The following is a 12,212-nucleotide window of genomic DNA, read 5'->3' as shown; positions in this document are numbered from 1 at the left end:
ACACTGTGTTGATTGGAGCGGAAGGCGCTTGACTCCTTGGGGATCAGCGTCACAGGCGAGACCCCGCAGGAGCGGTAGCGACGAGGAGGCTCAGGCGTTAGCCCCCAGGAAAGCAAGCGCCCGGAGCGGAAATCAACACCCCAGTTTAACAATAAGCCTACTTACTAGAGAGGGTGAGTCAACGTGCTTGGATTAGCAAAAGGGTTAGCGTATACACTCAAGAACCTAGCAAGGGAAAAAGTAACCTATGATTATCCAAATGAGCCGCTGCCACTTCCGGACCGGTTCCGTGGGATACAGAAGTTTTACCCCGAAAAATGTATCGTTTGTAATCAGTGTGCAGCCATTTGTCCAACCGATTGCATTCAATTGACCGGGAAAAAACACCCTGACCCTACGAAAAAAGGAAAAATAATTGATACGTATGATATCAATTTTGAAATTTGTATCCTATGTGATCTTTGTACGGAGGTTTGTCCGACAGAGGCCATCATTATGACGAATAATTTTGAGCTCGCGGAATATAGCCGGGATGAGCTTTTTAAAAACCTAGAATGGTTAGATGAGAACGATGAAAATATTCGGAAGGTGAATAAAGCATGACAGTTACGGGTGAATTAATCGCATTTATGTCGCTAGCGCTCGTTGCGGTCATTGGCGGCGTTCTGTTATTGAATTTGACGAAGGTTGTTCATATGATCGTGGCTCTTGTGTTCACCTTTGTGAGCATTGCGGGAATTTACGTCATGCTCTCTGCTGAATTTGTCGCTGCGGTTCAAATTTTAATCTACTCAGGCGCCATTACGATCATTATGTTATTCGGGATTATGCTTACCCGCCATAATGATACGAACGAGCCGGAGGAAGGCTGGATTCGGAAGACTCTCCTCTTTATCGGTGTCCTCGGTTTTGCGGTTGTGATGTATATCGGGGTGTATGATTTAGATTTGGCTTCTGTACCAAACACTCTTCATGAAAATAATACCGAGCAAATTGGTGTGGCGCTTTACTCAAAGTTTGTCATTCCATTTGAAATCACTTCTGTCATCTTGTTAGTTGCTTTGATCGGAGCGATTGTGTTAGCGAAAAAAGATGATGAAAAGGAGGCGAATAAGGAATGAGCTCAGTTCCCGTTTCAGCCTACCTCACGCTTGCGTTAATCCTGTTTTGTATCGGATTGTACGGGGCATTAACGAAGCGCAATACGGTTATCGTATTAATTTCAATTGAATTGATGCTAAACGCAGTCAATATTAATCTTGTTGCCTTTAGTAAGTACGGAGCGAATCCAGGGATTACGGGTCAAGTGTTTGCATTATTTTCGATCGCTGTGGCAGCAGCGGAGGCAGCAGTTGGGTTGGCGATTTTAATTGCACTTTACCGTAACCGAAAAACAGTTAATATTGATGAAATGAACACATTAAAGCATTAGAAAAATATGACTCGCTTATTTACAGCGGGCCTCAATCAAACGCGCAACATAACAAAACCGGTGCGCGTTCTAAAAAGGGGATTGTGATATTGATGGAAAATGCATGGATCATACCGCTTTTCCCGCTACTATCATTTTTGTTCCTTCTTCTGTTCGGAAAAAAGCTAAAGGAAAACAGCGCCTATGTCGGTATCCTGCTAGTGGGTGTGTCGTTTGTTTATTCGCTCATCGTCTTATTTGAGCGGTTCACACAACTGACCTATAAAGCAGAGGGCACATGGCTTTCGATCGGAGATGTTCAACTAACAGCGGGTTTTGAAGTAAACCAGTTAAATGCGCTAATGCTCGTCATCGTATCTCTCGTTAGTTTGCTTGTACATACGTATTCAAAGGGATATATGCACGACGATGAACGCTTTCATGTGTTTTATGCGTATTTAGGATTATTTACGTTTGCAATGCTTGGTTTAGTTTTATCGCCCAATCTATTACAAACGTATATTTTCTGGGAATTAGTCGGAGTTGGATCCTTCCTATTAATCGGTTTCTACTTTTACAAGGAAGACGCCAAAAAGGCTGCAAAAAAAGCCTTTATCATGACCCGAATTGGGGATGTTGGTCTTTTTATTGGGATGATTCTATTATTCTGGCAGGTAGGAAGCTTTGAATATGATGAGATTTTTGCTGCGGTAGAGGCAGGCTCGATTTCTGCAGGCATGATCACAGTAACGGCGATCCTTATCTTCATTGGGGCCGTTGGGAAATCAGGTCAATTCCCGCTTCACACTTGGTTACCGGATGCGATGGAAGGTCCGACACCTGTGTCGGCATTAATCCACGCGGCAACGATGGTTGCTGCAGGGGTATACTTAGTAGCGGCTTTGTTCCCGCTTTTCACCGCGAGTGAAACCGCCTTAATGACCGTTGCTGTAGTTGGGGCGATTACCGCTATCTTTGCTGCTAGCATCGGCTTAGTTCAAACCGATATCAAACGGGTACTTGCATACTCTACGGTATCTCAGCTTGGATATATGATGTTAGCGCTTGGATCGGCTGGATATGTGGCAGGGGTATTCCACCTTATGACACACGCGTTTTTCAAAGCGTTATTGTTCTTAGCAGCAGGGAGTGTCATCCATGCCGTTCATACGCAAAACATTGAAGAGATGGGTGGTTTATGGAAAAAGCTTCGCGTCACTGGTCCATTATTTTTAGTGGGAACATTGGCGATTAGTGGTGTTCCATTATTCTCAGGGTTTTTTAGTAAAGATGAAATCTTAATTTCTGCTTGGGTTCATGGAAACACGGCATTATTCTGGTTAGCTGTTATCGCAGCCTTCTTTACTGCTTTTTATATGTTCCGTTTATTCTTCCTTGTCTTTACGGGTGAGGCTAGAAAAGAAATCAAACAGGTTCACGAGTCTCCGGCTGTGATGACTCTTCCAATGGTTGTGCTCGGTGTTCTTGCCGTTGTAGCTGGATATGTGAACACACCTTGGTTTGGAACATTTTTAGGAGATTGGTTAGTGGAAGGCAATGAAGCGCTTGGCCATGGTCACGTCGAAGGTCCAGCATGGATCATGATTGTGGCAACACTTGTGTCACTAGCGGGAATTTTCCTTGCTTATCTCATGTATGGGAAAAAGTCTCTGTCACGCGACTGGCTATCCAGCCGTGCACCAGTGACGTACAGTGTTTTATACAATAAGTACTTTATTGATGAATTTTACGAGTTAACGATTGTGAACCTAACAAAGTTCTTTAGCTTGTTCCTCACGTTTATTGAAGTATTTATTGTGGAAGGAATCATTAAGCTGATTGTGGAAGCTGTTCAAACGTTTGGAAAAACAGGTTCACGTGTGCATAACGGTCAGGTGCAAATGTACGGAACCGTTGCCTTCGTTGGCTTAGCTGTATTATTTGTGATTTTTGCTGTAACAGGGGGGTACTTCGGATGAATTTGATGTTAGCACTCATCGTGTTTTCCCCGTTACTTGGGATTCTCGTTTTATCATTTATGCCAAAAATGCAGGAGAGCTCCATTAAGCTGGTTGGGATACTTGCCACTTTGCCAGCAATGGTTCTTTCATTGGCAGTTTTCTCTCAGTATAAAAATGGAACAGATTTGTTTGCCTACAACCTGAAATGGGACTGGATCCACTTTGGAATAAGTGAAGGAGTATTTGAAATCCCGTTTGAGTTGGGGATGGATGGCTTCTCACTAATCATGGTGGTTTTAACAAGCATTCTTTCCGTGTTAGCGGCCATTGCTTCGTTTCATATTAAGAAAGAGTGGAAGGGTTACTTCATGCTATTCCTTCTACTTGAAGTAGGGATGCTCGGAGTATTCGTTGCCGAAAACCTTATTCTGTTCTTCTTATTTTTTGAAATCACACTCATTCCGATGTTCTTTTTAATCGGAAAATGGGGTTATCATGAAAAAGAAAAAGCAGCGTATAGCTTCCTGATTTACAATGGACTTGGTTCAGCAGTTCTGTTGATTGTCATTATGATATTGTTTGCTCGCACAGGAACATCCAATATTGATGTGTTGCAGCAATTGCTAACAGCGGATGCAGGTCATGCACGAATCACCGACCCTGTAAAAATGGGGCTTTTACTAGCATTATTAATTGCGTTTGGTGTGAAGCTTCCCATTTTTCCGTTACATACATGGATGCTTCGCGTTCACGTTCAGGCTCCACCATCAATCGTTATGCTTCACTCAGGAATTCTTTTAAAAATTGGGGCTTACGGGTTAATTCGCTTCGGGATGGGGATTTTTCCAGAACAATTCACCTCCATTGCATGGTTGCTTGCCACGCTAGGTGTTGTGAACTTGCTGTATGGTGCCTTCCTTGCACTGATTCAAAAGGATTTCAAGATGGTGCTAGCTTACTCTTCGATTTCTCATATGGGAATTGTGTTAATCGGAGTGGGAGCACTAAATGAAGCGGGGATTCAAGGAGCGATCTTCCAAGTGGTTTCACACGGGTTAATCTCTGCCTTATTGTTCTTCTTAGTAGGAATCTTTTACGATCGTTTCCATACGTCTGAGATTACCAAGCTTGGGGGAATGGCGAAGGGGATGCCAATTACGGCTGGGTTCTTACTGGCTGGAGCAATGGCTTCACTTGGTCTACCGGGAATGAGTGGATTCGTAAGTGAGTTCATGGCCTTTTTAGGATTATTCGAGGCAATGCCTGTACTCGCTGCAGTCGGCTGCTTAGGCATCATTTTAACAGCTGTGTACTTACTGCGAGCGGTGTTAGGGATAACGTTTGGAAAAGCGCACCGAGAATTCACAGGGGTAACGGATATTCGTTCCTTTGAATGGGCTCCGGTTCTTGTTCTTGTCGCGTTAATTGTATTAATTGGTGTTTACCCAAGTGTACTAAGTGAGCCACTGCAAGCCACACTTGAGACTATCATGCTTGGGTTAGGAGGGTGATGAAGGATGGATCTTGAACAAATGTTATCGTATCAATGGGCAATTATGACACCGGAGTTCATCATCCTTGGTATAGCAACCGTCCTATCCATCATGGACTTGTTCATGCCGAAAAACCAAGATCGTAAAATTCTTGGCTGGATTGCATTTACTGCCATTATTGCAGCGTTTGTCTCTTTACTAGGATTGGTAGATTTAGAATTAACGAGTATTTTATATGATACGTTTCGCTTAGATTCATACGCAAAAGCATTCAAGCTGTTACTGCTCCTTGGTGCAGCGCTTGTTATGCTACTCGCGATCAGCTATGAACCAAAGGAAGAGATGAAAGAATACAAGGGAGAGTTCTACTATTTGTTTTTAACCGCTTTGCTCGGAGCGATGGTGATGTCGTCGAGCGGAGACTTAATCACATTATTTGTCGGACTTGAACTCTTATCACTTTCTTCCTATATTTTAGCGGGCATTCGTAAAAAGCATCTTCCATCGAATGAGTCAGCCATGAAATACGTCATCAATGGCGGAATTTCAACAGCTGTCACACTGTTTGGATTAAGTTATGTGTTTGGATTAACAGGATCAACCAACTTAACAGAGATTACAGGTGTATTATCAGCGAACTTTGATACACAGCAAATCTACTTGCTTGGATTATCCTTTTTACTAGTATTTGTTGGTTTATCGTTTAAGTTAGCATCTGTACCGTTTCATATGTGGGCGCCAGATGTGTATCAAGGAGCACCAACACCAGTTACCGCATTTTTAAGCGTTGTATCAAAAACAGCTGGATTCGTAATTTTGCTTCGTATTCTTTTGTCTGTATACGGGGCGGCACCATCTGGTTCGAGTACGGCATCGTATCCGATGTTGATTAAGATGCAGGATTATATCGCACTGCTTGCAGGAGCGACGATGATCATCGGGAACGTCATTGCGTTACGTCAGCGCAATGTGAAACGACTTTTCGCTTACTCGAGTATCGCGCATGCGGGTTACCTATTGGTAGCCATTGCAGCACTATCGGCGTTCATGTTTGACGCGATGTGGTTTTACCTAGGAGCATACTTGTTTATGAATCTTGGTGCGTTTGCCATCATTCAGCTGATCAGTGGAAAAACAGATAATGAAGATATTAGTGCATTTGCTGGCCTTTATAAGCGTTCACCAATCTTGGCTGTTTCTATGGGAGTGTTCCTCCTTTCGTTAGCGGGAATTCCAGGGACAGCAGGCTTTATTGGAAAGCTGAACATCTTTATGGGAACGTTCTATGTGGATCCAGCACACTATGTGCTAGCATCGGTCATGATCGCCACGACCGTCATTTCGTACTTCTACTATTTCGGCATTTTTACACAAATGTTCTTCCGACCAGCAGCAACCGATGAAAAAATCCAACTGCCAGCTGGAATCATCGTCGTGTTAGTTATTACGGTCGCAGCAACAATTGTGTTTGGTCTATTCCCGAATTTGGCGTTTGATTTCTTGCACAATAACTTCAACGGCTTTTCGGACATGTTTCAATAAGTAATACAGGGAGAAAAACTAGCAAGAGTTGGGGGACTTTTGCTAGTTACACACGGTAAGATGGGGTTTTAATAGAGGTAGCAAGAAGAGGGTTGGGGGACCCTCTTCTTTTTTGTATATAGAGGTTTTTATTGTTGGGGTGTGGGGTAAAGAGAGTTTTATGACTTGTTAAACGAGAAATTCACTTGCTGCGTGTCATAAAGATCCGTTTATGACATGAAAAGGTGAAAATGAGGATACATAAGGTCATAACTATGGTTTTATGACGCTTAACGGTGGTTCTCAAGCCTTGAATATGTCATAAAACCCCGATCCATTAAAATCTCCCAAAAAAACGAAACTTTTTCACATCCTCATTCGTCAATAATGAGGTATGTGGTTCTGTTTTCGTTACAAAAATGATACAATGAAAGGTAGGCTTGCCCAAAGACCAATTGTACAAGGGAGAGAAGAAGTACCGATGATCGCAGAATTTGGACATCAAGCGTTGATTAGCATTTTGTCGCATTTGTTTTTTATTGCACTTGCCTGGTGGGCGCTACAGTCCATTAATTACGAAAAGCTACTAAGAGCGAACCATGTATTGCAAGCACGAGTGTTGTTTATATTTTTATCGATTGTGATTGGTTCTACTGTTAGTAATTTTTTCCTGGATTACTTACTGTGGTCACAACAACTACCATTACTCTTCCAAATGATTATGTAAAATATAGGTCTTCTGACATTTTTATTAGCGGCTAAATTTAAGTAAAATTCTCTTTGTGTGTTACTGCACAAAAACTTACATAAGACTTGTCAAAAAGTGACGACAATTCCCAAGTATGACCTTGAGCTACCTGGTAACAATGGTAGTAAGGGGAGGAATTGTAGATGAAAAAACTTTCTTATGTCTTATTAATCATTTGCTTAACAGGTTTTGCTATTATAAACATTGGGAATAAAACGATAGTAGCCAAAGAACAGCTTGACTTACTAACGATTGCTTCTGTCGTGGAAGGGGAACAAATTCCCATCACTGAATGGTCTCTACATGCAAGAGAGAAAATGGATCATTTAACCAGTCTTAAGGACGTGAAGGAGTTCAGTAACGACTTGCAAAAAAAATTTCCTGAATGGTCATGGAATGTGAATTCTAAAGCGAATATGTGGGAAGCTACAGGTATAAGCACCACTGACCATGGTCCAAAGGAAAAAATCCAAGTTTTAACAACCCTCACAAATCAGCACCCTCAAACGTATATCATTTATGAGGTGAATGACGAGAAATTTTCGCAACAAACCACACAATTTCTTGAAAAGGAACTACCATTGCAGCTCTCTGACATATTTCGAGGAAAACCAACAATTTTCTCTTGTATAAAAGGCGAATTCAGTGATAAGATGAATACGTCTTTGCCTGATACTGTTAATCGTTTGCTAACGCAGTTTAAGGCAGAAGAGATCGAATCATTAGACGAAAATAATTTTGTATCCACATCGGCGTATTCGCCTATGTTGTCAGAAACCTTAACAAGCAAACAGAAAGAAATGAATCTACAAGTAGGACTTAGAACGCAAGGATTGGGCGCAAAGACTACCCTGGTAGTTGGCACACCAATCATTACGATTGAATATTAATATAGAGAAAATGGACGCGGAGGGGAATACACTTGGAAAAAATCATCGTCCGCGGCGGAAGAAGGCTTAGTGGCTCAGTGAAAGTAGAAGGCGCTAAAAATGCAGTTTTGCCTGTGATCGCCGCAACATTATTAGCAAGTGATGGAAAATGCGTAATTAAAGATGTGCCGACGCTCTCCGATGTATATACAATCAATGAAGTGTTACGCTATTTGAATGCCAATGTCGGATTTAAAGATAACACTGTTACGGTTGATGCATCTGGAGTATTAAGAGAAGAAGCACCATTTGAATATGTTAGAAAAATGAGAGCATCTGTACTAGTAATGGGTTCATTGCTAGCTCGAAATGGCCGTGCACGAGTTGCATTGCCGGGTGGCTGTGCAATTGGTTCACGTCCCATTGATCAGCATTTAAAAGGCTTCGAAGCTATGGGTGCCAAGGTGAAAGTTGGAAACGGATTTATTGAAGCCGAAGCTCCAGAAGGTCGCTTACACGGCGCAAAAATCTATCTAGACTTCCCAAGTGTCGGTGCGACTGAAAATATTATGATGGCCGCGACTCTTGCTAATGGTACGACAGTAATGGAAAACTGTGCGAAAGAGCCAGAAATTGTGGACTTAGCTAATTTCCTTAACAAAATGGGTGCCAAAGTAAGAGGAGCAGGAACAGGTACGATTCGCATTGAAGGTGTAGACGTTCTATTTGGTTGCGAACATCATATTATTCCTGATCGTATTGAGGCTGGAACATTCATGGTTGCTTCCGCTATTACTGGTGGAAATGTGCTTGTAAGAGGAGCCGTTCCAGAACATTTAACCTCACTTATTGCGAAAATGGAAGAGATGGGCGTTATTATTGAAGAAGAGGCTGACGGCTTACGTGTCATTGGACCAGAAAACCTAAAAGCCGTTGATATTAAGACGATGCCACATCCAGGATTCCCAACAGATATGCAATCACAAATGATGGCATTACTTCTTCACGCAAAAGGAACAAGTATGATTACGGAAACGGTATTTGAAAACCGCTTTATGCACGTGGAAGAATTCCGTCGTATGAATGCTGATATTAAAATTGAAGGTCGTTCAGTTATTATGAATGGACCATCTAACCTGCAAGGAGCAGAGGTTGCTGCAACTGATTTACGTGCGGCTGCTGCGCTTATTTTAACAGGATTAGTTGCTGATGGCGTAACTCGTGTAACAGAGCTTAAGCATTTGGATCGTGGGTACGTTGACTTCCATCATAAGCTTGCAGCAATTGGTGCAGATATTGAGCGTGTGACAGAAGTCGTTGAAACGATCGCAGAAAAATACGTTAGCGATATGAATGCTTAAATAAATATATATTCGAAAATGTAAACCGTAGAAGTATTCCATACTCTGCGGTTTTTTACATTTTTATTACATAAAATGATGACCACCTAGAATATTGTGATGCTTCATCGATGTTTTTATTCATGAAAGAAGAAAAAGTCATATTTGCTTGTCCAAGTCCATATGTATGAATGGAGACGGGACTACATATTCCTTGTTACCTAATGCGTACTGGAGGCACAAGCACAATGAAACTAAAACCATTTGTAATCGTATCAGCCATTCTATTTGTCGTCACACTCATGATTCCTACACTCGTCGTGCTCCCTTTTTCAGAGGGTAAGGTAAGTGGTAAACTTGGAGAGGAAACCGCCAAAGAGACGGTAGCTGAAGCACCACCAACGGGTCCAGCCGTAGAAGTTGCTGTCTATCGTACGGCATCAGAATCGGTTGAGACACTTGAACTGGATAACTATGTAACAGGCGTCGTTGCATCAGAAATGCCAGCCACGTTTGAACTTGAAGCTTTAAAGGCACAAGCTCTTACAGCAAGAACCTATATCGTAAGACAAATGATCAGCTCGGAAAAGCTTGAGGTACCTGACGGGGCGCTCGTAACGGACACGGTGCAGCACCAGGTATATAAGAATGAAGAAGAGCTTCGGAAAATTTGGGGCAAGGACTACACCTGGAAAATAGATAAGATCCGTAAAGCTGTACAGGAAACGAGCGGACAGATCCTTACTTACGAGGGAAGCCCGATCGATGCGACGTTCTTTTCAACAAGTAACGGTTACACGGAAAATGCCGAAGCGGTTTGGCAAGGTGCTCTTCCTTATTTAAAAAGCGTCGAGAGCCCTTGGGATTTGGACTCAAAGGAATTTAACGGACAAAAGGTCGTTTCAGTGGCAGACTTTGAACGCCTGTTAGGAGTAAAGGTTGGTTCAGGTGATACGATCGGGAAAGTGGTCGAACGAACATCCAGTAACCGTGTCAGCAAAGTGGATTTTAGTGGCACGGTTTTAACAGGGCAAGACATTCGTACGAAGCTGGAGTTAAAATCCACCGACTTTACGTGGGAGCGAAAAGGCGACCAAATCGTTATTAATACAAAGGGATACGGCCACGGCGTTGGTATGAGCCAATACGGGGCGAATGGAATGGCGCAAGAAGGAAAATCGTATGTGGATATTGTAAAGTACTATTACCAAGGAGCAGAAGTCGTATCATCAAACGATCTGCTCACGAAAATTACTGCCCAGAAATAAGCTAGAGCGACTGCTCTAGCTTATTTCTTTTTCAAAAAATAAAAGCGGTTGACGAAATAATAAGCTACTGTGACACCAATGACGTCTTTTACAAGGTCAATCCATGTGGCAGAGCGGTATGGAACGAAGGACTGGTGGATTTCATCTAGCGCCCCGTACAGGCAAGCGATGACCGCAAAGATGAGGCTCGTCTTTTTTGTAAGCTGTCCATTTCCATATAGTGTAAGGGCGAAGAGAAGATATAGAATTCCAAACTCGACCAGGTGTAGCGATTCTTTAATGATGCGATCGAGGGACAAATCTGGCAGGGCGACAAATTCGTCAGCCGGAAAGCTAGATAGTGTCCAAATGAGCGCCATATATGCAATGGGAAGGGCCCAAAGAATTTTTTTCATAAAACATTCTCCTATCATGAATAATTGTAAAAGCTTTGTCGAAAAATAAGTCTAAAAATTTTTTTTGTCACAACGTATATATTTCTCTCACATTGTTCAAACTGATTGCTGAGGTGATGATAAATGAGAGAGGAAGAAAAGAAACGATCTTCTCAAGATTCAAATGTTAAGCGCTTATTAAAGAAAAGATGGGCATTCCCAGCAATTTATCTAGGAAGCGCAGCGATCATTTTAACCGCGGTTTTATGGTATCAAAGCAGTGCAACAGACTCAGACAAGTTTGGGTACAACAACGAGGCTACTGACGTTACAGACAAGAAGTTCAATGAGCCAGCTGTTGAAGTATCACGTACAATGGAAAATTTTGTAATGCCGGTGACGGATCCAAACAAGGTCGAAATTCAAAAGCAATTCTATGATAATAACGGCTCAACAGAACAGCAAGAAGCAGCCCTAGTATTCTACGACAATTCATACCATCCAAACACGGGTATTGATATTGTTCAAAAAGATGGGGAAGCATTCGATGTAGTAGCAGCAGTTAGCGGAACAGTTACGAAAGTGGTTGATAACGATTCCCTACTTGGAAATGTGATTGAAATTGAGCATGACAAAGGAATTGTAACACAATATCAATCAGTTAGTGACATCAAAGTAAAAGTGGGCGACGAAGTAAAGCAAGGTAAGTCAATCGCAACTGCAGGTGAAAGCCTTGTTAACGAAGAAGCTGGCGTTCACGTACACTTTGAAATTCGCAAAGATGGAGTAGCTCTAAATCCAATTGACTACTTCCAAAAGCCTTTAAGTGCACTGAAAGATGTTAATGTGTCTGATATGGAAAATAGCGGAAAAGATGATCCAAGTGCAGTAGAAGAAGAAGAGGAAGCAACGGATGATGCAGCAGAAAAGAAAGCTGCTGAAGAAGAAGATGCGGACAAGTCTACTGAAGAAGAAGGAACAGATTCTGGTAAAGAAGAAACTCCTGGAACTGAAGAAGGAACCGACAGCACAGATAATTCTGATGCATAGGATATGAGGAAAACCCGCCATGTGCGGGTTTTTTGTTGTGTGGGCGATGTTGAGATGTAGATTTGAGCCATTATCTTTGATTTGTGAGCCTTATCACCAGAAGGGTTATGGGTTTTTGGGTTGCAAGCCGAGCATTTCTCCTTTTAGGAAGAAATTTAGAACAAATACCTATTATAT

At 42.2% G+C, this 12,212-nt stretch carries 12 protein-coding genes; 11 read left to right on the top strand and 1 reads right to left on the bottom strand.

What is annotated here, in order from left to right:
* Nucleotides 1–183: 183 nt before the first annotated feature.
* The 10 genes from nuoI to spoIID all read left to right on the top strand — a co-directional run bounded on the left by nuoI (nucleotide 184) and on the right by spoIID (nucleotide 10,611).
* Nucleotides 184–603 (top strand): NADH-quinone oxidoreductase subunit NuoI, encoded by a 420-nt coding sequence (gene nuoI, locus ACRX5O_RS14315; RefSeq protein WP_119710242.1) that lies wholly within the window; start codon nucleotides 184–186, stop codon nucleotides 601–603.
* On the top strand, nucleotides 600–1,121 hold the full coding sequence (locus tag ACRX5O_RS14310; RefSeq protein WP_433906568.1) for an NADH-quinone oxidoreductase subunit J: 522 nt from the start codon (nucleotides 600–602) through the stop codon (nucleotides 1,119–1,121). Before nuoI ends, ACRX5O_RS14310 begins: the two co-directional genes overlap by 4 nt.
* Nucleotides 1,118–1,432 (top strand): NADH-quinone oxidoreductase subunit NuoK, encoded by a 315-nt coding sequence (gene nuoK, locus ACRX5O_RS14305; protein ID WP_066057903.1) that lies wholly within the window; start codon nucleotides 1,118–1,120, stop codon nucleotides 1,430–1,432. Before ACRX5O_RS14310 ends, nuoK begins: the two co-directional genes overlap by 4 nt.
* An 89-nt stretch (nucleotides 1,433–1,521) precedes the next feature.
* A complete protein-coding gene (gene nuoL, locus ACRX5O_RS14300; RefSeq protein ID WP_433906567.1) occupies nucleotides 1,522–3,390 on the top strand; it encodes an NADH-quinone oxidoreductase subunit L in 1,869 nt (622 codons plus the stop codon).
* On the top strand, nucleotides 3,387–4,883 hold the full coding sequence (locus tag ACRX5O_RS14295) for a complex I subunit 4 family protein (RefSeq protein WP_433906566.1): 1,497 nt from the start codon (nucleotides 3,387–3,389) through the stop codon (nucleotides 4,881–4,883). The genes nuoL and ACRX5O_RS14295 overlap by 4 nt, the downstream gene beginning before the upstream one ends.
* Nucleotides 4,884–4,889: 6 nt before the next feature.
* Complete coding sequence (gene nuoN / locus ACRX5O_RS14290) at nucleotides 4,890–6,407, top strand: NADH-quinone oxidoreductase subunit NuoN (RefSeq protein ID WP_433906565.1); 1,518 nt, start codon at nucleotides 4,890–4,892, stop codon at nucleotides 6,405–6,407.
* A gap of 460 nt (nucleotides 6,408–6,867) precedes the next feature.
* Nucleotides 6,868–7,113: a DUF1146 family protein gene (locus ACRX5O_RS14285; protein ID WP_251520597.1), complete on the top strand. Its 246-nt coding sequence runs from the start codon at nucleotides 6,868–6,870 to the stop codon at nucleotides 7,111–7,113.
* 164 nt (nucleotides 7,114–7,277) lie between these two features.
* The gene (locus tag ACRX5O_RS14280; protein WP_433906564.1) at nucleotides 7,278–8,024 is read left to right on the top strand and encodes a YwmB family TATA-box binding protein; all 747 of its coding nucleotides are present in this window, start codon (nucleotides 7,278–7,280) and stop codon (nucleotides 8,022–8,024) included.
* A gap of 32 nt (nucleotides 8,025–8,056) precedes the next feature.
* Nucleotides 8,057–9,364, top strand: a complete 1,308-nt coding sequence (murA, locus tag ACRX5O_RS14275; protein ID WP_433906563.1) for a UDP-N-acetylglucosamine 1-carboxyvinyltransferase — start codon at nucleotides 8,057–8,059, stop codon at nucleotides 9,362–9,364.
* Nucleotides 9,365–9,591: 227 nt separating this feature from the next.
* Nucleotides 9,592–10,611, top strand: coding sequence for a stage II sporulation protein D (gene spoIID / locus ACRX5O_RS14270; RefSeq protein WP_433906562.1), 1,020 nt, complete (start codon nucleotides 9,592–9,594; stop codon nucleotides 10,609–10,611).
* A gap of 20 nt (nucleotides 10,612–10,631) precedes the next feature.
* On the opposite strand, the gene ACRX5O_RS14265 is transcribed toward spoIID, so the two are convergent.
* Nucleotides 10,632–11,006: a VanZ family protein gene (locus tag ACRX5O_RS14265; RefSeq protein WP_433906561.1), complete on the bottom strand. Its 375-nt coding sequence runs from the start codon at nucleotides 11,004–11,006 to the stop codon at nucleotides 10,632–10,634.
* A gap of 123 nt (nucleotides 11,007–11,129) precedes the next feature.
* Between ACRX5O_RS14265 and spoIIQ the strand changes: the two genes are divergently transcribed.
* Complete coding sequence (gene spoIIQ / locus ACRX5O_RS14260) at nucleotides 11,130–12,035, top strand: stage II sporulation protein SpoIIQ (protein ID WP_433906560.1); 906 nt, start codon at nucleotides 11,130–11,132, stop codon at nucleotides 12,033–12,035.
* Nucleotides 12,036–12,212 lie beyond the last annotated feature (177 nt).

It is taken from the genome of Robertmurraya mesotrionivorans, from assembly GCF_050971805.1.
Taxonomy (GTDB): domain Bacteria; phylum Bacillota; class Bacilli; order Bacillales; family Cytobacillaceae; genus Robertmurraya_A.
Note: the sequence above shows the minus strand (reverse complement) of the source record. Positions and strands in the feature narration are given on the sequence as shown.

Coding starts and splice junctions, on each gene's coding strand:
- nuoN (WP_433906565.1), top strand. CDS start 4,890: ATGGATCTTGAACAAATGTTATCGTATCAATGGGCAATTATGACACCG.
- spoIID (WP_433906562.1), top strand. CDS start 9,592: ATGAAACTAAAACCATTTGTAATCGTATCAGCCATTCTATTTGTCGTC.
- ACRX5O_RS14285 (WP_251520597.1), top strand. CDS start 6,868: ATGATCGCAGAATTTGGACATCAAGCGTTGATTAGCATTTTGTCGCAT.
- nuoK (WP_066057903.1), top strand. CDS start 1,118: ATGAGCTCAGTTCCCGTTTCAGCCTACCTCACGCTTGCGTTAATCCTG.
- ACRX5O_RS14280 (WP_433906564.1), top strand. CDS start 7,278: ATGAAAAAACTTTCTTATGTCTTATTAATCATTTGCTTAACAGGTTTT.
- ACRX5O_RS14310 (WP_433906568.1), top strand. CDS start 600: ATGACAGTTACGGGTGAATTAATCGCATTTATGTCGCTAGCGCTCGTT.
- ACRX5O_RS14265 (WP_433906561.1), bottom strand. CDS start 11,006: ATGAAAAAAATTCTTTGGGCCCTTCCCATTGCATATATGGCGCTCATT.
- ACRX5O_RS14295 (WP_433906566.1), top strand. CDS start 3,387: ATGAATTTGATGTTAGCACTCATCGTGTTTTCCCCGTTACTTGGGATT.
- spoIIQ (WP_433906560.1), top strand. CDS start 11,130: ATGAGAGAGGAAGAAAAGAAACGATCTTCTCAAGATTCAAATGTTAAG.